This is a genomic window from Ralstonia soli, assembly GCF_023955655.1.
GTDB classification, from domain to species: Bacteria; Pseudomonadota; Gammaproteobacteria; order Burkholderiales; family Burkholderiaceae; genus Ralstonia; species Ralstonia soli.
This window is the reverse complement of the sequence record NZ_JAMXHT010000005.1, coordinates 367115-384419: the sequence shown is the minus strand read 5'-3', so window position 1 is coordinate 384419 and position 17305 is coordinate 367115. Positions and strand designations below refer to the sequence as shown.

General features: G+C 63.7%; 19 protein-coding genes and 1 pseudogene. 7 read left to right on the top strand and 13 right to left on the bottom strand.

Translation table 11 applies throughout. The features are described 5' to 3' along the window. Window positions 1–71: 71 nt before the first annotated feature. A pseudogene (locus tag NG900_RS14925) lies at window positions 72–550 on the top strand (YbhB/YbcL family Raf kinase inhibitor-like protein). A 24-nt stretch (window positions 551–574) separates the two neighbouring features. Here the strand turns inward: NG900_RS14925 and NG900_RS14920 are convergent. Both NG900_RS14920 and NG900_RS14915 read right to left on the bottom strand, forming a co-directional pair. Then, window positions 575–1099, bottom strand: coding sequence for a BON domain-containing protein (locus NG900_RS14920; protein ID WP_252681714.1), 525 nt, complete (start codon window positions 1097–1099; stop codon window positions 575–577). A gap of 135 nt (window positions 1100–1234) precedes the next feature. Beyond that, the gene (locus tag NG900_RS14915) at window positions 1235–2092 is read right to left on the bottom strand and encodes a LysR family transcriptional regulator (protein ID WP_252681711.1); all 858 of its coding nucleotides are present in this window, start codon (window positions 2090–2092) and stop codon (window positions 1235–1237) included. Between the two features lie 126 nt (window positions 2093–2218). On the opposite strand from NG900_RS14915, the gene mdtD reads away from it, so the two are divergent. Next, entirely contained in the window at window positions 2219–3625 is a 1407-nt protein-coding gene (mdtD, locus tag NG900_RS14910) for a multidrug transporter subunit MdtD (RefSeq protein WP_252681708.1), read from the top strand. Window positions 3626–3659: 34 nt separating this feature from the next. Here the strand turns inward: mdtD and NG900_RS14905 are convergent, their stop codons facing one another. The 10 genes from NG900_RS14905 to NG900_RS14860 are packed head-to-tail and all read right to left on the bottom strand — an operon-like array spanning window position 3660 to window position 12944. Then, the gene (locus NG900_RS14905) at window positions 3660–4679 is read right to left on the bottom strand and encodes a branched-chain amino acid ABC transporter permease (protein WP_252681706.1); all 1020 of its coding nucleotides are present in this window, start codon (window positions 4677–4679) and stop codon (window positions 3660–3662) included. Further along, window positions 4679–5563, bottom strand: a complete 885-nt coding sequence (locus NG900_RS14900) for a branched-chain amino acid ABC transporter permease (RefSeq protein ID WP_252681704.1) — start codon at window positions 5561–5563, stop codon at window positions 4679–4681. Before NG900_RS14900 ends, NG900_RS14905 begins: the two co-directional genes overlap by 1 nt. Window positions 5564–5573: 10 nt before the next feature. Further along, entirely contained in the window at window positions 5574–6299 is a 726-nt protein-coding gene (locus NG900_RS14895; RefSeq protein ID WP_252681702.1) for an ABC transporter ATP-binding protein, read from the bottom strand. Window positions 6300–6311: 12 nt separating this feature from the next. Continuing rightward, entirely contained in the window at window positions 6312–7088 is a 777-nt protein-coding gene (locus NG900_RS14890; protein ID WP_252681700.1) for an ABC transporter ATP-binding protein, read from the bottom strand. 8 nt (window positions 7089–7096) lie between these two features. Continuing rightward, window positions 7097–7786 carry a DUF2848 domain-containing protein gene (locus tag NG900_RS14885; RefSeq protein ID WP_252681698.1) on the bottom strand — a complete coding sequence of 230 codons (690 nt, stop codon included), beginning with the start codon at window positions 7784–7786 and terminating at the stop codon, window positions 7097–7099. Window positions 7787–7821: 35 nt separating this feature from the next. Beyond that, window positions 7822–9048, bottom strand: coding sequence for an ABC transporter substrate-binding protein (locus NG900_RS14880; protein WP_252681696.1), 1227 nt, complete (start codon window positions 9046–9048; stop codon window positions 7822–7824). A gap of 56 nt (window positions 9049–9104) precedes the next feature. Then, entirely contained in the window at window positions 9105–10454 is a 1350-nt protein-coding gene (locus tag NG900_RS14875; RefSeq protein WP_252681693.1) for an amidase, read from the bottom strand. A gap of 2 nt (window positions 10455–10456) precedes the next feature. Then, complete coding sequence (locus NG900_RS14870) at window positions 10457–10843, bottom strand: cupin domain-containing protein (protein WP_252681690.1); 387 nt, start codon at window positions 10841–10843, stop codon at window positions 10457–10459. Window positions 10844–10891: 48 nt separating this feature from the next. Continuing rightward, window positions 10892–12373 carry a 4-hydroxyphenylacetate 3-hydroxylase family protein gene (locus NG900_RS14865; RefSeq protein ID WP_252681688.1) on the bottom strand — a complete coding sequence of 494 codons (1482 nt, stop codon included), beginning with the start codon at window positions 12371–12373 and terminating at the stop codon, window positions 10892–10894. A gap of 43 nt (window positions 12374–12416) precedes the next feature. Further along, window positions 12417–12944 carry a flavin reductase family protein gene (locus NG900_RS14860; protein ID WP_252682169.1) on the bottom strand — a complete coding sequence of 176 codons (528 nt, stop codon included), beginning with the start codon at window positions 12942–12944 and terminating at the stop codon, window positions 12417–12419. A 361-nt stretch (window positions 12945–13305) separates the two neighbouring features. Between NG900_RS14860 and NG900_RS14855 the strand changes: the two genes are divergently transcribed. Then, a complete protein-coding gene (locus NG900_RS14855; protein ID WP_252681686.1) occupies window positions 13306–14529 on the top strand; it encodes an IscS subfamily cysteine desulfurase in 1224 nt (407 codons plus the stop codon). A gap of 11 nt (window positions 14530–14540) precedes the next feature. On the opposite strand, the gene NG900_RS14850 is transcribed toward NG900_RS14855, so the two are convergent. After that, window positions 14541–15101 (bottom strand): MarR family winged helix-turn-helix transcriptional regulator, encoded by a 561-nt coding sequence (locus tag NG900_RS14850; RefSeq protein ID WP_252681684.1) that lies wholly within the window; start codon window positions 15099–15101, stop codon window positions 14541–14543. Between the two features lie 128 nt (window positions 15102–15229). Between NG900_RS14850 and NG900_RS14845 the strand changes: the two genes are divergently transcribed. The 4 genes from NG900_RS14845 (at window position 15230) to NG900_RS14830 (ending at window position 17305) form a co-directional block, all read left to right on the top strand. Continuing rightward, the gene (locus NG900_RS14845; RefSeq protein ID WP_289813810.1) at window positions 15230–15808 is read left to right on the top strand and encodes a nuclear transport factor 2 family protein; all 579 of its coding nucleotides are present in this window, start codon (window positions 15230–15232) and stop codon (window positions 15806–15808) included. Window positions 15809–15825: 17 nt separating this feature from the next. Beyond that, window positions 15826–16344, top strand: coding sequence for a winged helix DNA-binding protein (locus NG900_RS14840; RefSeq protein ID WP_252681680.1), 519 nt, complete (start codon window positions 15826–15828; stop codon window positions 16342–16344). A 126-nt stretch (window positions 16345–16470) separates the two neighbouring features. Beyond that, a complete protein-coding gene (locus NG900_RS14835; RefSeq protein WP_252681678.1) occupies window positions 16471–16881 on the top strand; it encodes an HU family DNA-binding protein in 411 nt (136 codons plus the stop codon). Between the two features lie 160 nt (window positions 16882–17041). After that, window positions 17042–17305 (top strand): cupin domain-containing protein, encoded by a 264-nt coding sequence (locus NG900_RS14830; protein ID WP_252681676.1) that lies wholly within the window; start codon window positions 17042–17044, stop codon window positions 17303–17305.

Below are 17305 nucleotides of genomic sequence, written 5' to 3'. Positions count from 1 at the left end.
GAACGTGTGTTTTGACGCTGTTGCTGGCAGCTCTGGACGGCCTTCCCGCCTCCGCTCAAGTAAAGAACGCCATGACGCTCACCTTGACCTCCCCCGCCTTTGTCGCTGGCGCCGAAATCCCCACCCGGCTCACATGCGAAGGCTCGGATACATCGCCACCGCTTGCATGGACCGGTGCTCCGGCCGGCACACGCAGCCTGGCGCTGATCGTCGACGACCCGGACGCCCCCGACCCGGCGGCGCCGCAGATGACGTGGGTCCACTGGGTGCTCTACAACATCCCGCCAAACACAACGGCGCTGGCTGAAGATGCCGCCCGCAAGGGGCTGCCGCCCGGCGCACGCCCCGGCAACAACGACTGGAGCGCACCGCTTACGGCGGCCCGTGCCCGCCCACCGGGCGCCATCGCTACTACCACAAGCTCTACGCGCTGAACGTCGAACTGCCCGAGCTGGGTGCGCCCACCAAGGCCGAACTCGAACGCGCCATGCGCGGCCATGTGCTGGCGGAAGCCGAACTCATCGGCACCTACCAGAAGCACAAGCCCTAGAGACTGGACTGCGCCGCAGCCGCCTCAAGGCTTGGCAATCGTCCCCTTGCGAAACAGCGCATACGGCACACCCTGCTCCGGGTGCGCCGTCGTCTCGTTGATGAAGCGCTCCACATCGGGCACCTCGTGCAGCGCCGTCATGAACGGCGCAAACGCATAGCCCGGTGCCACGCAGCCCTGCACGAGCATCCAGCGCTGCCACACCGTCACCCACAGCGTGGTGTTCTGCCGCCAGCCGGGCACGTGGATGGCCATCCATTGCAGGCGCCGCTTCGCCGTCTCGGCGATCTCGTCGTCGTAGGCAAACGCATTGGGCAGGCGACAGCGACCCTCGACCCAGCAGTGGTTGCCGTGTTCGATGCGGTGGTGGGAGTCGCGCTTCCATTCGGCTTCGGTGATGCGCGGGCCGGCGGGTTCCGGGCAGTTGGCCACGCCCGACGAAATCTGGAAAAAGGGATCGTGACCGCGGTTCTGCAGGTCGTCTTCGGCGTGGGCGGCGGGCACTGCCAGCAGCAGCACCAGAACAAGACAACGCGGGAAGATTGTCACAGAGGCCTCCTCGCCCAAACGGGGCACCGGCTAGAGCGATGCAGCGAAGGATAGGCGCAAAGCGGCGGGCCAACCAGTTGCCGGCTATCTCGACTTCATGTGCGCCGCGAGCATGGACGGCGCAGCTCGTTGCGCTCAGTCGGTGCGCCCGGCGCGCAGATCGCTCTTGCGGATGAGTTGCAGGAGCGTCTCTGCAGGGCGGCTCAAGCGGCGAGCCGACAGCGTGATGAATTCGATGGCCGGCAAGGGCGGCAACGCATCGACATTGATGGGTGGCACCAGTCCGCCACCGGCCAGGTTCTGCGCGCGCACGGTAATGCCCAGCCCGCCACGCGCCGCGGCAATGCAGCCGGAATGGCTGCTGCTGGTGCAGACCACGCGCCAGAGCCAGCCCGCGGCAGCCAACGCATCCAGCACCACCGAGCGCGTCACGCTCGGCTCGTTGACCAGGATGAGCGGCAGCGGCTGACCCACGTTCACCACGGTGCCGGGCCGCGCCAGCCATTCGAGCTGCCCGCGAAACAGCGGCACCCCCCGGCGTTCGCCTTCGCGGCGCTTGCCGACGATGAGGTCGAGCGTGCCGTCTTCGATCCCCTCGTAGAGCTTGTGCGTCATCCCCAGCTTGATCTCGAGTTCAACGTCGGGGTGCGTGGCGCGAAACGCCGCCAGCAGATTGGGCAGCGGCCCCTGCGCCAAGTCCTCGGAAGACCCCAGCCGCACCCGCCCCTGCAGCCGCGGCGCGCTGAACTGCAGTTCCGCGCGCGCCAGCGATTCGAGGATCAGCTTTGCGTGAACAAGCAGTGCCTCGCCATCGGGCGTCAACGACAGCGAATGGGTATCGCGCACGAACAGCCGGCGGTTCACGCTCTGCTCCAGGCGGCGAATGTGATCGCTGACCGACGACTGCGACAGGCCAAGCTGGCGCCCCGCCTCGGTAAAGCTATGCGCGGCGGCCACGGTGGCGAAAGTCTGGATCCAAACAGGATTGAGCATGCCGCATTGTCATCGGATTTTCCGATAACAGTCAACGACCTCAGAGGGGTTCCCGATTAGGTAAGCCTGCGTAACATTACGGCTGGATGTCCGGCCCTCTCCGGACAGGCATCACCAGGATTGCCCATGCATACCGCTTCCCCCTTCCCCGCTGAACAGGGCGCCGGCCGGAAGGCCATGCTCTGGATCGTCTTTGCCGGCTTCTTCATGCAGGCGCTGGACACGACGATCGTCAACACCGCGCTGCCGTCGGTGGCGCTCAGCCTCGGCGAAAAGCCGCTCGACCTCAAATCGGTGGTGGTGGCCTACACGCTGACCATGGCGCTTCTGACGCCGGCATCGGGCTGGCTGGCCGATAAGTTCGGCACACGGCGCGTCTATTTCAGCGCGATCCTGATCTTCACGCTCGGCTCGATGTTCTGCGCCACGGCCCATACGCTGCCGCAGCTCGTCATCGCGCGCGTGCTGCAAGGCATTGGTGGCTCCATGCTGCTGCCGGTCGGCCGATTGGCGGTGTTGCGCAACATCCCAGGCGAGCAATACATCGCGGCGCTGGCCTTCGTGTCGGTGGCTGGCCAGGTCGGCCCGCTGTTGGGGCCGGCGTTGGGCGGATGGCTTGTGCAGAACGCCTCGTGGCACTGGATCTTCCTGATCAACGTACCGGTGGGTGCTGTGGGCCTGTTCGCGGTCCGGCGCTATCTGCCGCACGACGCGGCGAGCGTGGTGGCTCCGTTCGACTGGGTCGGATGCGGCCTGCTGTCGCTGTGCATGGTGACGTTCTCGCTCGCGCTCGAAAATGGCGTCAGTAGTCCGTGGACTGCGTTGCTGGTCGCCGTAAGCGTCGCCAGCGCGCTGCTCTACATTCCGCATGCCAGGCGGCGTGCGACGCCGTTGTTCCGGCTGGCGCTGTTCCGCGAACCGAACTTCAGCGTGGGCCTGGCCGGCAACCTCTTCTGCCGCATCGGTTCGGGCGCCGTGCCCTTCCTGCTTCCGCTGCTGTTCCAGCTGCAGCTCGGCTATTCGCCGTTTCACTCGGGCTTGCTGCTGTTGCCAATCGCCATTGCCGGCATGCTCGCCAAGCGCTGGGTCGTGCCGCTGGTCAACCGGTTGGGATACGACGGCTTCCTGCAAATCAACACGTGGATTGTCGGCGTGTCGATTGCATCGTTTGCGGTCATGTCGCCGGGCTGGCCGCTGGCGCTGTCGATCGTGCAGCTGTCGGTGTTTGGATGGGCGAACTCGATGCAGTTCGCGGCCATGAACAGCATCACGTTGAAGGGCCTGTCGCACGAGGATGCCGGCAGCGGCAACAGCCTGTTCTCGATGGTGCAGATGCTGGCCATCGGCCTGGGCGTCACGATTGGCGGTGGGCTGGTCAGCCTCTTCTCGGTCAAGCTCGGTGTGGCCGCGCCCGCTTACCGGCTCGCCTTTCTCACCATGGGCCTGGTGACGGTGCTGTCGGGTTTCATCTTCCGCCGACTGGATGCCAAGCCACTTGAGCGCACACAACCCGAGGCAGTGCAGGCGCGCTAGTGCTGCGCGCCTGCCACCGCAGCAGCGTGTTCGTCTATCGCTCAGGTCGGCGGCCGAACTGCCCGACGATCCCCTTGCGGAACAGCAGCACGCACAGGATGAAGATCGCCCCCATCACCATCGGCACGGATTCACCCAGCACGTTGAACCATTCGATGCCGGTGACGGCATTCAGGTAGCTGCCCAGATCGCCGAGCTTGTTCTCGAGCGCCACCACCACCAGCGCACCGACGATGGGGCCGGACAGCGTGCCCAGTCCACCCACGAGGGTCATCAGGATGACCATGCCCGACAGCGACCAGTGCACATCGGACAGCGTCTCGAACCCCAGCACCAGCGCCTTGAGCGAACCGGCCAGCCCCGCCAGCGCCGCCGATAGCACGAACGCCATCAGCTTGAAGCGGTCGACGTCATAGCCCAGGGAGATGGCGCGCGGCTCGTTCTCCTTGATCGCCTTGAGGATCTGCCCGAACGGAGAATGCACGATCCGCACAATCAGCGCGAATGCCGCCACGATGACGACCAGCGCCACGTAGTACAGCGTGGTATCTGCATCCAGCGGCAACACGCCGAACAGGCTGCCGCGCGGAATGCCCTGCAGGCCATCCTCGCCGCCCGTGAACGGCGCCTGCAGGCAGAAGAAGTAGAGCATCTGCGCCAGCGCGAGCGTGATCATCGAGAAGTAGATGCCCTGCCGCCGGATGGCCAGCGCGCCCATCACGTAACCGAGCAGCGCGCCGCTGGCCGTACCGATGACGAGCCCGACCTCCGGCGTGACACCCCAGACCTTCATGGCCTCGCCGGCAACATAACCGGCGCCGCCGAAGAACGCCGCATGCCCGAACGACAGCAGGCCCGCGTAGCCGATCAACAGGTTGAAGGCGCACGCAAACAGCGCGAAGCACAGCACCTTCAATATGAAAACGGGGTAGGCGCCCAGTGCCGGCGCAGCCAGCAGGCCCAGCAGCACCAGGCCGGCCACGGCGCGTTTCGACAGGCTCCGGCTCAGTGGGCCTTGCTGCACCTTGGTGACAGCGATTGATTGTCCGTTCATCACTTCTCCTTGCCGAACAGCCCTGCCGGGCGCAGTAGCAGCACGATCACCATGATGACGAACACCACGGTCGACGATGCCTCCGGATAGAACACCTTGGTCAGCCCCTCGATCACGCCGAGCGCGAGCCCGGTGAAGATCGAGCCGGTAATCGACCCCATGCCGCCGATCACCACCACGGCAAACACGACGATGATCAGGTTCTGCCCCATCAGCGGCGAGACCTGCATGACCGGTGCCGCCAGCACGCCCGCGAAGGCGGCCAGCGCCACGCCAAAGCCGTAGGTGAGCGTCACCATCAGTGGCACGTTGATGCCGAACGCCTCGACAACTTTCGGGTTCTCCGTCCCAGCGCGCAGATAGGCGCCGAGTTTGGTCTTCTCGATGACGTACCACGTGGCAAAGCACACGCCGAGCGATACCGCCACCACCCAGATGCGATAGTTGGGCAAGCGCATGAAGCCGAAATCGGCCGCCCCCTGAAGGGCTTCCGGCGGCGAGTACGGCAGACCCGACACGCCATAGACCGAGCGAAACACCCCTTCAATTACCAGCGTAATGCCCAGCGTCAGCAGCAAACCGTAGATGTGGTCGAGCTTGTAGATCCAGCGCAGCATCGTCTTCTCGATGACCACACCGAGCACCGCCACCATCAGCGGCGACAGCGCCAGCATCACCCAGTAGTTGAGGCCCGCGTACTCCATGCCGGCCCAGGCCAGCAGCGCGCCCAGCATGAACAGCGCACCGTGTGCGAAGTTGATGACATTGAGCAGGCCGAAGATCACGGCCAGCCCCAAGCTCAGCATCGCGTAGAACGCGCCATTGACGAGCCCCAGCATCAACTGCGATAGCAGCGCTGGGAACGGGATAGCGAATACAGTCATGACAGGTTCCTCATACGCCCAGCAGTTCGTGCAGCACCGGCATCTTGTGCTCCAGCTCGGCCGACGCGAAGGTCTCGACAATGTGGCCGTGCTCCATCACGTAGAAGCGATCGGCCAGCGGCGCGGCAAAGCGGAAGTTCTGTTCCACCATCACCACCGTGTAGCCCTTCTTCTTGAGGGTCAGGATCATGCGTGCCAGCGCCTGCACGATCACCGGGGCCAGCCCTTCCGAGATCTCGTCGAGCAGCAGCAGGTTGGCGCCGGTGCGCAAGATGCGCCCGACTGCCAGCATCTGTTGCTCGCCCCCCGACATGCGGGTGCCCTGGCTGTGCCGGCGCTCTTGCAGGTTGGGAAACATTTCGTAGATTTCGGCCACGCTCATGCCCGCGCCCTGGCCTTTCAGGTGCGGCGGCAGCATCAGGTTTTCTTCGCATGAGAGGCTGGCGAAGATGCCGCGTTCTTCCGGGCAATAGCCCACGCCAAAATGGGCGATCTTGTGCGTCGGCAAGCCAATGGTTTCGTGTCCGTCAATACGGATCGAGCCCTTGCGTGCCCCGGTCAACCCCATGATGGCGCGCAGCGTGGTGGTGCGGCCAGCGCCATTGCGGCCCAGCAGGGTGACCACCTCGCCCCGGTTGACCGTCAGGTTGACGCCATGAAGGATGTGCGACTCGCCGTACCAGACGTGCAGATCCTGGATCTCGAGCGCGGGAGCGCTCTGCTGTTTGGAATGCATATGCCGGCTCCTTCAATGCGCGCCGTGCAATTCGGCGTCGGTCGTGCCCATGTAGGCTTCCATCACGCGCGGGTCGGTGGAGACCTCCGCGTAAGGGCCTTCCGAGAGAATCGCGCCGCGCTGCAAGACGGTGATCCTGTCGGCAATGGACGACACCACGCTCATGTTGTGCTCGACCATCAGGATGGTGCGTCCGGCCGAGACCTTCTTGATCAGTTGTGTGACACGGTCCACGTCTTCGTGGCCCATGCCTTGCGTCGGTTCGTCGAGCAGCATCAGCTCGGGCTCCATGGCCAGCGTGGTGGCAATCTCCAGCGCACGCTTACGGCCGTAGGACAGGTTGACCGTCACGGTGTCGGCAAAATCCGCCACCCCCACCTGGTCGAGCAGTTCCAGCGCGCGCGCGTTGAGCGCATCGAGCGAACGCTCGCTGCGCCAGAACCGGAACGCGCTGCCCATCTGGCGCTGCAGCCCGATCCGCACGTTCTCCAGCACGGTCAGATGCGGAAACACAGCAGAAATCTGGAACGAGCGGATCACGCCACGGCGCGCAATCTGCGCCGGCCGCTCGTGCGTGATGTCGATACCGTTGAAGAGGATGGTGCCCGCCGTGGGCACGAGGAACTTGGTCAGCAGGTTGAAGCAGGTTGTCTTGCCCGCGCCGTTGGGGCCGATCAGCGCGTGGATGGAGCCGCGCCGCACGCGCAGGTCAACGTCATTGACCGCGGTGAACCCGCGGAACGACTTCGCCAGCTTGCGGGTTTCCAGTATCAGTTCATCTCGATGCATGGCTGCGCTCACCCGTGAATGGGCAACGTCTCGATCGAGTACGCATGCCGCAGGGTGCGCCCGAGCACCGGGTCTTCCAGTTCGATCTCGAAGCGCTGGGCCGGCCGGATTCCGCCGATGGCGGCCAAGGTTCCGCACAGCATCGCGCTGCCATCGGTGAATTCGCCCCCGCGTTCGGCAAATTTGGCAAGCAGGTCGGCCGGTGCGCGCATGGCGGTGGTATTGCCCTCCTGGTATAGAACGCGCTCGCCGCCGATCGTGGCGTACGAGCGCAGGATGAGGCGGTCCCAGTGGTCCTGCACATCCGCCAGGCGCCACAGCACCGAACCGCATGGCTTCTCGCACATCTGCTTGGACACGGTGATGCCATAGGTTTCCACTTCGCGGTCGGTGTGATCGGAGGCGATGCCGACCAGGATCTCGCCCGCATTCTTGACCAGCAGGAACTCCACCTCGCCGCTGCTGGCCGTGCCGCTCACCTGAATCTCCGGCTGCGCATCCAGCCGTTGCGCAGCGACGCGATAGAACACCGGCGTGTAGGCCGGCCGCTTGACGCCCAGTTCTTCAAGCTCGCGGATATGGGCTTCCATGGCCGCAACATCGCGCCCCGTCCAACCAGCCACCACCAGTTGGTGCAATGCGATCGCGCGCGAAGCCTTGCCGCGTGCGCCATCCACTTCAAACGTCATCGTTTTCATGGTCAAACAGTCTCCAGAGAGGATCAGGGACGCGCTTACTTCTTGACCAGCGGACACGTGCTGGCGCCCAGCGGGCGGAACGCTTCGCTGGCCGGAATCACGCTCTTGATCTTGTAGTAGTCCCACGGCTGTTTGGATTCCTGCGGGCGCTTGACCTCAACGAGGTACATGTCATGTGCCATCAGGCCATCCGGGCGGATCTTGCCGTTCTTGGCGAAGAAGTCGTTGACCGGCATCTCGCGCATCTTGGCCATGACCGCATCGCTGTCATCGGTCTGCGCGGCCTGGACGGCCTTGAGGTAATGCACGGTCGACGAGTACACACCGGCATGTACCAGTGTCGGCATATGCTTGGTCTTCTCAAAGAAGCGTTTCGACCACTTGCGGGTCTCTTCATCGCGGTCCCAGTAGAACGCCGTTGTCAACGTCATCCCCTGCGCTGCCGGAAGCCCCAGGCTATGAATGTCGCTGATGAACATATGCAGCGCGGCGAGCTTCTGTTTGCCTGGCGCATTGATGCCGAAGTCCCGCGCCGTCTTGATTGCGTTGACAGTGTCGGCACCGGCATTGGCAAGGCCGATGACCTTGGCCCCCGACGATTGGGCTTGCAGTAGGTACGAGGAGAGATCGGGGGAGTTGATGGGATGCTTGGCTTTTCCAACCAGCTTGCCACCAACAGCGGCCAACGCCTCCGTGGCATCCTTCTCGAGCGAGGCGCCGAGCGCGTAGTCAACGGTCAGGAAGTACCAGCTGTTCTCACCACCATTTGTCATCGCCTTGACGGTGTTGGCTGCAAACGCATACGTGTCGTACGAGTACTGCACCGTATAGGGCGAGCAGTCTTCGTTGCTCAGGCGCGTGGTGCCGGCGCCGCTGGCGATCACGATCTTGTGCTTAAGCTTGCCCAGGTTGGAAACAGCCAGCGCCACCGAGGAAGGCAGTGCATCTTGGATGATGTCGACCTTCTGGTTGTCGAACCAGCCGCGCGCGATGGTGCCCGCCACGTCGGTCTTGTTCTGGTGGTCGGCGCTGACGATCTGGATCGGCGCGCCCAGCACCTTGCCCCCAAAGTCATCCACGGCCATCTGTGCGGCCACGACCGAGCCCTTGCCGCCGATGTCCGAAAAGATCGACGACATGTCGGTCAGCACCCCGATCTTGACGACGCCGTCGCTGATACGCGCCGGCTGCGCAACTGCGACAGACGTCGCACAGAGGCTGGCGCCTACAAGTACAGCTGCGTTGATACGCATTCCAAACATGATGTGTTTCCTCCGTTGTAATTGGAATCAGGGGGGCACTGACGGCGTGGAATCGGTCAGCGTGTTGACCGTTGCAGGGCGGCTTCCACACTCAGCCCCAGGGCAAGCAGATGGCGGTCCGTCTGGTGACGGCCGAACAGCATCAAGCCGACCGGCGCGTCGCCCGGCTGGTGGCACGGGACGGACAGCGCGCACAGATCGAGCATGTTGGCGATGGCTGGGTTGCGCAGCAGCAACCGGTTCGCGTTGAAGAAAGCTTCGTCGCCTTCCAGGTCTTGGATGCGAGGCGCGATGATGGGAACGGTGGGCAGGACGACGGCATCGAATTGCGCCAACTCTTCGTCGGCCTGCCGGCACAGGGCAGCGCGATGGGCATGCATGCGCAGGTAATCGGCAGCGCGTTGCTGGTCGGCCAGGCGAATGCGTGACAGCACGCGCGGGTCGTAGCGATCGGCATGCACTGCGAGCAACTCGCCATGCCAGGCGCTGGCCTCTGCCGCCACCAGGCCACCGTGGGCTGTGATGTCAGCAAGGCGCTCCCAACTGCCGAAGCAAACTTCCTGCAGCAACGCACCCGCAGCCGACAGCGCGCCGAGCGCTTGCTGATAAGCCCGTGCGACAACGTCTTCCATCCCGTCGAGCACGAGTTGCGTCGGCACGGCCAGCCGCACGCCAGCCAGCGGCAACGGCTTGACCGGGCTAGCCGCGTCCCCAGCCATCACGGCATCGATGGCGGCACAGCACGCCACGGTATTGGCCAGGCATCCGACCGAGTCGTAACTGGCCGACAGCGGCACTGCGCCCTGCAAAGGGATGCGGCTCGCAGTCGGCTTGAAACCGGTGATGCCGCACAGCGCGGCCGGAATCCGGCACGAGCCACCGGTATCCGAACCGATGGCAGCCAGTGCCATGCCATCCGTCACGCTGACTGCCGCGCCGGACGACGACCCGCCAGGAATACGGCCAACCGCGCGGTCATACGGGTTGCGGGGCGTTCCGTAGTGCGGGTTGATGCCGACGCCCGAGTAGGCGAACTCCGTCATGTTGGTGCGGCCGACGAAGACGGCCCCCGCAGCCCGCAGGCGTGCGATGGCCACGGCGTCCGCGCGCGCCGGCACCTCCGGCAGGACAAAGGAGGCACCGGCACGCGTCACATCCCCTTGCACGTCAAACAGATCCTTGACCGAGATCGGCAGGCCAGCCAGCGGGCCCGCCACGCCCTGATCACGCAGCATGTCGACGGCGGCGGCCTGCTTCTGCGCGGCCATGCTCACGCCATGCGGAAAGGCACGGGCACCCTCCCCACCGCGATTGCAGATGCGCTCGACGCAGGCTGCCAGCAGGGAGGCCGCCGTTGCGCTGCCGCCCGACAGCGCACGCAGTGCGGCTTCTACGGTCTGGACCATGATCAGGCCGGGTCGTAGTAGTGGGTTTCCAGCAGAACGCAGCCGTCGTTCGATTTGAACGGCCCGTGCCACGCGCCGGGCGGACGCACCGCGTAGGTGTAGCCCTTGAACGGCGTACCGCCTTGGCCACGATCATCGTTGCCGACCGTCAGGTCGCCTTCAACGAGGAAGACCTCCTCCCAGTAGTCGTGCACGAACGGCTTGGTCGTGTACATGCCGGCTGGCAGGCGCAGCAGGCGCGTGCGGCTGCCCTTCTTGTTGACCGTGTCGAGCGCGCCGGACAGGATCAACTCCTGTGCGCCGGAATCCGGCGCGTAGCCTTCGGGCAGTTGCCAGCCCTCTTGCATATCGAGCGTGTGAAACTCGTCGTGGATCTTGTTGATCGCCATACGATTCTCCTTTCTCCAGTTTGATGAACGAGATGGATGGATGAAGGCTCACGCAGCGTGCGCGACCCTCGCCAGTTCGCCTTCCAGGGAATAGCCGCCGAGCATGTTGTCGACCAGCTGGGTGGCGCGCTTCCAGTCGTAGGTGCGGTAGGCATGGCCCTTCGTGACGAACGACGCGCCGGCGTAGAACATCTCGTACTGGTTGTGGCGCGATGCGAATTCGGAGCCGACGGCATCCCACGCGAGCTTGAAGAACTTGACGCGCTCTTCCGGGCTGCAGGTCGGGGATTTCTGCGTCTTCCCGATGATCTCGGCCAGCATGGGGTTGGCAAAGTCCTCGATGCTGGAGGGCAGCATGATCATTCCGCCACCGGCCAGTTCGCGCAGCGTGTTCAGCACCTTCACGTAGAGCTGCTGGGTCACCACCTGCGAGCCGTACAGCATGCTGCGGTCGGGCACGTAGTAGCCGTTGACCATCTGGCCCTTGGCTTCCATGCCGTACACCCATGCCTCCACCATGCCGGCCTCCGCGGCAAGCTGACCGAGCATCTCGCGCACTTGCGGGAAGCTGTTCGTGCCGTTGACCTCGGTGATCTTGAGCGCGATGCCGATCAGGAAGCGCAGCTTCACCATCAGCCGCACCTGGCACTGGTAGTTCTGATAGCTGTGCGCCGGCGTGGCGTGGAACTGCTTGGCGCACATGGCCGTGTTGCCGGCCACGAAGATGCGGTCCCAGGGCACCTTCACGTCGTCGAAGTAGAGCACCGCGTCGTTCTCGTCGTAGCGGCTCGCGAGCGGGTTGTCGAAGATCGACGTGGCATTCGCCTCGTACGACTTGCGCGACAGCACCTTCAGCCCCTTCGTGTTCATCGGGATCGCGAACGACAGTGCATACATCTCGTCGCCTTCGCGCAGCGGCTGGATGCAGCTGCAGAAGACTTCGTTGGCCATGATGCCGCTGGTGGCCAGCATCTTTGCGCCGCGCACGGTGATGCCCTCAGCATCCTGGTCAACAATGCCGACCGCCAGATACTTGTCTTCCTGCTCATGCGCAGACTTCGACTGGTTGGCCTGCGGGTTGACGATCACGTAGGTCAGGAACAGGTCGTTGTCGCGGGCGTACTTGTAGTAGTCGCGCAGCGCACCGGCGCGTGCCGGGTCGTACTGCTCGAACACGTCGATCCCCATGACCATGCCGGAGATGCACGACGCCACGTGGTCCGGAGAACGCCCCATGAAGCCGTAGTGCAGTTCGGTCCAGGCTTCCAATGCGTGGCGGCGCTCGACCAGTTCGTCATAGCTGGTCGGCAGTTGCCAGATGCGGCTGACGCGCTTGTCGGTGCCGGCTGGCTGGAACGTCATCTTGTCCACGTTCTCCGGGCGCGCCTGGAAGTCGTACAGATTGGCGTAACTGCGAATCGAGTTGCGGAACGCGGGGTGCGTCGTGACGTCGGTCACGCGCTTGCCGTCCAGATAGACCTCGCGACCATCGCGCAGCATGGCGATGTGCTGGCTGCCGTTCTTGATCATGTTGCTCTCCTGCATGTCGGTGTGTTGTCGGCGTGTTGTTGGTTCAGGCGGCGACCGGCGTGTCTTCGAGCGCCCGGTATTTACCGCCAAAGAAAATCAGAGGCCGCCCTTCGGGGCGTGCCTGGTGACGGGTGACCCGTCCGATGAAGATCACGTGATCGCCGCCGTCGTGCTGCGCATAGGGTTCGCACTCGAACGTGGCGAGCGCTTCGGGCAGCAGCACGTGCCCCGCTTCGCCTTGCGGGCTGCAATGGATGCCGTCCCACTTGCCGGAATTCGCCTTGGCGAACCGATTGGAGACGTCCTGTTGCGCCTCGGCCAGCACGTTCACGGCATACCTGCGTGTTGCACTGAGATCGCCCAGGCTCTGGCAGCGCTTGTCCACCGAGAACAGGATCAGCGGCGGGTCGAGCGACACCGCGTTGAACGAGGCAACCGTGATCCCCACCGGCACACCACCTTCCCGCGGCGCCGTAATGACGGCGACGCCGGTCGCGAACATCGCCAGGGTGTTTCTGAATTGGCGCTGCGCATCCACGTCGGCACCACAAGCAACAGAAGACTCAGCCATCACCACTCCTACGCACGTTGTCGGGTTTTTGTTTTGTCGTTTAGCTTTATAACTTAGGTATTATTCAATGCTAGCAAACAACGCTATTCAAGCTAGTGAAAACCCTGAAGCCAATCCTTGCGCGTAGCAACGCGAGCGGCCAGAACCAACCTAACTAATTGATATTTAAGGATTTATTCACACCGGAACCGGTGCGAAAAGACGCAAAGGAAGCTCGCAGAAGATCGTCAATCAACCCTGCCGGCGGCATGGGGCGAGCACAGATTGCGCGTACCCGGTGCTAGACTCGGCCCACTTTTTGATCATCGAAGCCGTCGATTCCGACGCGCTTCAACGCCTGCGCAGCACAGAAGGAACCCCCATGGAAATCGAACCGAACACCTTCCCCATCTACATGGACTACAGCGCGACGACGCCTGTCGATCCTCGCGTCGTCGAGAAGATGGTGCCGTTCCTGTACACGCGCTTCGGCAACCCGGCTTCCCGCAGTCACGCCTATGGATGGGATGCCGAGCAAGCGGTTGAAACTGCGCGGGCTGAGGTCGCCGCGCTCCTGAACGCCGACCCGCGAGAGATCGTGTGGACGTCCGGCGCGACGGAAGGCAACAACCTTGCGATCAAGGGCGCCGCGCATTTCTATCGCGGCAAGGGCAAGCACATCATTACCGTCAAGACCGAGCACAAGGCGGTGCTCGATACGTGTCGCGAGTTGGAGCGCCAGGGGTTCGATGTCACGTATCTCGATGTCGGCGAGGATGGGCTGATCGCGCTGGACACGCTGCGCAACGCCTTACGCCCGGACACCATTCTCGTGTCGGTCATGATGGTCAACAACGAGATTGGCGTGATCCAGCCCGTGGCCGAAATCGGCGAGCTGTGCCGCGCGGCGGGCATCGTCTTCCACTGCGATGCCGTGCAGGCTGCCGGCAAGATCCCCATCGATCTGGAAGCGCTCAAGATCGACCTGCTGACCGTGACTGCGCACAAGGTCTATGGCCCGAAGGGCATCGGCGCGCTGTATGTGCGCCGCAAGCCGCGGATCCGCCTGGAGGCGCAGATCCACGGCGGCGGTCATGAACGCGGAATGCGCTCGGGAACGCTGCCCACGCACCAGATCGTCGGCATGGGCGAAGCGTTCAGGCTGGCCAGGCTGGAGCTGGAGAGTGAGGCGCGCCGCGTCGGCGCCCTGCGAGACAGGCTACTGGCCGGACTGGCGCAACTGGACGAGGTGTATGTCAACGGCAGCCTGGAACACCGTGTGCCGCACAACCTCAACATCAGCTTCAACTATGTCGAAGGCGAGTCGCTCATCATGGGGATCAAGGGTGTGGCCGTGTCGTCTGGTTCGGCCTGCACGTCGGCCTCGCTGGAGCCTTCATTCGTACTGCGCGCTCTGGGCCGCAGCGATGAGTTGGCCCACAGCTCCATCCGTTTCACGCTGGGCCGCTACACAACCGAAGCCGAAGTCGATGAAGTCATCCGGCAAGTGAGCGGCACCGTATCCCGCCTGCGAACGCTCAGTCCGCTATGGGAGATGCATCAGGACGGCGTCGACCTCAGCACCATCCAATGGGCTGCGCACTGACGGCGCCGAGGCTAGCGTGCCGACGTGGGCTTGTCGGCCTGCCGGCGCGCCAGCAGGTGGCCCAGGTCAAGCGCGGCACGGTCGCCATTGGCGACAAGGCGGTCGACCACGGAGCACAGCACCTTGAATTCGGTGCGAGTGATCCCCTCGAACAGCACGTCGTTGATGCGCTGCTGCACCGGCAGCAGTTCGTTCAGGAGCCGGGTGCCCGCGGCTGTCACCGTCAGGCGCATCTTGCGCTTGTCTTCGGGGTTCGCCTTCTTGTCGATCAGGCCGAGCTTCTTCAGCTTGTTGGTCTCGATGGTGATGAACGGCCCGCTCAGGTGCAGGTGGTCCGCCAGCTGGTTCACCGTCACTTCATCCTGCTTCGACAGGTGCGCGATCGAGCGGATCAGCGAGTACTGCACCCCCGTCAAACCAACGAGGTTGCCGAAACCATCCCGCACCGAAAGCAACCGTGCGGCAAACGGCAGAAGCCCGTTGACCAGATGACGGAATTCGCGGTCCGAGCCGTCGACCAGGCATGCGGCGTGGGTGACCGTCAGGGTTTTGTTTTCAGTACTCGTTGCCATTGGCGATCTGCTCCACTTAGCTTTTTCAGCAAGCTTTGCATGAAATTTTAGCAAATGAGCCATCCGACAGCGCCATTGCATCACGGAAGCGCGTTTGCAATCGACAACTCCATCTCCCCTTCAACGTCATGAAATCGATCCCGCTCCAAGCGGCCAGATCCCTGCTTGAAAAGTACGTGCAAGCCAAGGACGGCAACCGCCCCGAACTGATCCACAAAGCATTTGCACCGGACGCCCTGCTGACGTTCTCGATCAACACCGACACCATCAACTTCCCGTTGCGGGCCGAGGGTGCGGCCGGCATCGCCACCACCCTGGTCTCGGAGTTTGCCAAGGTGTTCGATCGTTGCCGGACTTACTACCTCGTCGATGCGCTTGCATTCACGGGCGACACGCTGGAGATCGCGTGGTTCGTGGCCATGCGGGAGACGGCCGCCCACACCATGCGCGCCGGCAAGGGTTTCTACCGCTGGCGTTTTTCCAAGGGCGGTGACGGCACGTACCGCGTTGCGGCGCTGCACATCCATATCGAGCGCATGGATTCGGTGGCCGATGCGGGTGCGGCATCGCTGGGCACACTTCAGGGGGCGCTGGACTATCCCTGGCTCGCGGTCGACACCTTGAAACAGGGCATCGAAAGCCTGGTGGCTGCACAGCCGGCGCTGTCCTTCATGGAGAGCTTCGCTGTGCCCGTCCCGCTCCCGTGATGCGAGGTCTGACGGCCATGCCTTTGAATAACGTGTTCGACTTCATCAGTGCCGTCGACAGGCTGAGGCGGTCCGTCGACCAGTGGATGCACCGGTGTGCCCAGATGGCCGGCATCGGCCATCTGTCGCCTCTCGAAAGAAAGGCGCTGGTCAGGGTCGGCCTGCACGAGGTGCCGGTCCGGTTCTCCCGCTTGTGCTTTGAGCTGTGCGTGACAGACCCGCACTTAGCGACCTACGCACTCAAGAAGCTGGAAAAGCTGGCCCTCCTCTCGAAGCACAGGGTCGGAAAAGAAACGGAGTACGCGTTGACGGCGCATGGCGTGCACGTGCTGGAGCAATATCGAGCGCTGCTGGGTGACGCGTGCAACGGCAATCGCCCGTTACCCTCCGATCAGCTCAGCCAAGGCCATCGCCAGCTTCTGGAATGGGGGCAAGACTTTGACGATGCCGCCCGACACATGGTGTTGAGCGAGCTGAAGCACGATTTGCGTCGATCAGCCGACGAAATTGCGGCCGCCGGACACCAAATAGAATGAAAGATGAGGTAGGGAAGTCGGCGCGGGTGTTGGGCTGGCGCCAGATTTGCTATTCTTGCGCGAAGCGCGTTGCCCAGGCGGCGCGCCAAACCTGGATGGCCCATTCACCTAACTCTGATTTCTCCCATGGCGACCAAAGCTAAGACAGCAGCAAAGAAGGCGACCCCGAAGAAGGCCGCGCCGGCAAAAAAGCCTGCCGCCACCACGGTGTCGGTCAAACCGTTGAAGGACACGTTCACCAAATCCAGCCTGGTGAGCCATCTGGCCGAACAGGCGCAGGTTGACGCCAAGGCAGTGAAGGCCGTGCTGCTCCACCTGGAGAACACGATCACGGCCGCCCTGCACAAGAAGGGCGCCGGCGAATTCACGCTGCCGGGCCTGTTCAAGGTGACGTCGGTCAAGGTGCCAGCAACCAAGCGCCGCTTTGGCAAGAACCCGTTCACCGGCGTAGACCAGTGGTTCGAAGCGAAGCCCGCAACGGTGCGCGTGAAAGTCCGCGCCCTGAAGAAGGTCAAGGACGCTGCCCTGAACGGCTAACGCGTCAGCAAGTGCAAGGAGAAAGGGGCTACGGCCCCTTTTTTCATGGGCGTTCGCCAGCGACTCTGCACGGTGAAGTCGTAGACCTTCCGGCCGTCTTTGTCTTCCGGCGCCCAGCGTCTAAGGTAAAGCTCTGGCGCCGCCACGAGGGAGACCCGCCATGGATCGCGACGCATTTGTCAGCGCGCTTACCGCCGAGGGCTTTGCCGAATTCGTCCTCGTCAGGCGCGACGCGGGTGAGCTGGAAGAGCACGCCCACCCGTTCGAAGCCAAGGCATTGATCCTGACGGGGGAAATCCACATTCGCACGGGCGGCGTCGAGCACGTATACCGCCCCGGCGACGTCTTCCACCTGGCTGCCAACGCACCGCACACCGAGCGCTACGGCCCGCAGGGCGTGCAGTACCTGGTTGGCCGCCGATAG

Coding starts and splice junctions, on each gene's coding strand:
- NG900_RS14915 (WP_252681711.1), bottom strand. CDS start 2,092: ATGCTCAATCCTGTTTGGATCCAGACTTTCGCCACCGTGGCCGCCGCG.
- mdtD (WP_252681708.1), top strand. CDS start 2,219: ATGCATACCGCTTCCCCCTTCCCCGCTGAACAGGGCGCCGGCCGGAAG.
- NG900_RS14905 (WP_252681706.1), bottom strand. CDS start 4,679: ATGAACGGACAATCAATCGCTGTCACCAAGGTGCAGCAAGGCCCACTG.
- NG900_RS14900 (WP_252681704.1), bottom strand. CDS start 5,563: ATGACTGTATTCGCTATCCCGTTCCCAGCGCTGCTATCGCAGTTGATG.
- NG900_RS14895 (WP_252681702.1), bottom strand. CDS start 6,299: ATGCATTCCAAACAGCAGAGCGCTCCCGCGCTCGAGATCCAGGATCTG.
- NG900_RS14890 (WP_252681700.1), bottom strand. CDS start 7,088: ATGCATCGAGATGAACTGATACTGGAAACCCGCAAGCTGGCGAAGTCG.
- NG900_RS14885 (WP_252681698.1), bottom strand. CDS start 7,786: ATGAAAACGATGACGTTTGAAGTGGATGGCGCACGCGGCAAGGCTTCG.
- NG900_RS14880 (WP_252681696.1), bottom strand. CDS start 9,048: ATGTTTGGAATGCGTATCAACGCAGCTGTACTTGTAGGCGCCAGCCTC.
- NG900_RS14875 (WP_252681693.1), bottom strand. CDS start 10,454: ATGGTCCAGACCGTAGAAGCCGCACTGCGTGCGCTGTCGGGCGGCAGC.
- NG900_RS14870 (WP_252681690.1), bottom strand. CDS start 10,843: ATGGCGATCAACAAGATCCACGACGAGTTTCACACGCTCGATATGCAA.
- NG900_RS14865 (WP_252681688.1), bottom strand. CDS start 12,373: ATGATCAAGAACGGCAGCCAGCACATCGCCATGCTGCGCGATGGTCGC.
- NG900_RS14860 (WP_252682169.1), bottom strand. CDS start 12,944: ATGGCTGAGTCTTCTGTTGCTTGTGGTGCCGACGTGGATGCGCAGCGC.
- NG900_RS14855 (WP_252681686.1), top strand. CDS start 13,306: ATGGAAATCGAACCGAACACCTTCCCCATCTACATGGACTACAGCGCG.
- NG900_RS14850 (WP_252681684.1), bottom strand. CDS start 15,101: ATGGCAACGAGTACTGAAAACAAAACCCTGACGGTCACCCACGCCGCA.
- NG900_RS14845 (WP_289813810.1), top strand. CDS start 15,230: ATGAAATCGATCCCGCTCCAAGCGGCCAGATCCCTGCTTGAAAAGTAC.
- NG900_RS14840 (WP_252681680.1), top strand. CDS start 15,826: ATGCCTTTGAATAACGTGTTCGACTTCATCAGTGCCGTCGACAGGCTG.
- NG900_RS14835 (WP_252681678.1), top strand. CDS start 16,471: ATGGCGACCAAAGCTAAGACAGCAGCAAAGAAGGCGACCCCGAAGAAG.
- NG900_RS14830 (WP_252681676.1), top strand. CDS start 17,042: ATGGATCGCGACGCATTTGTCAGCGCGCTTACCGCCGAGGGCTTTGCC.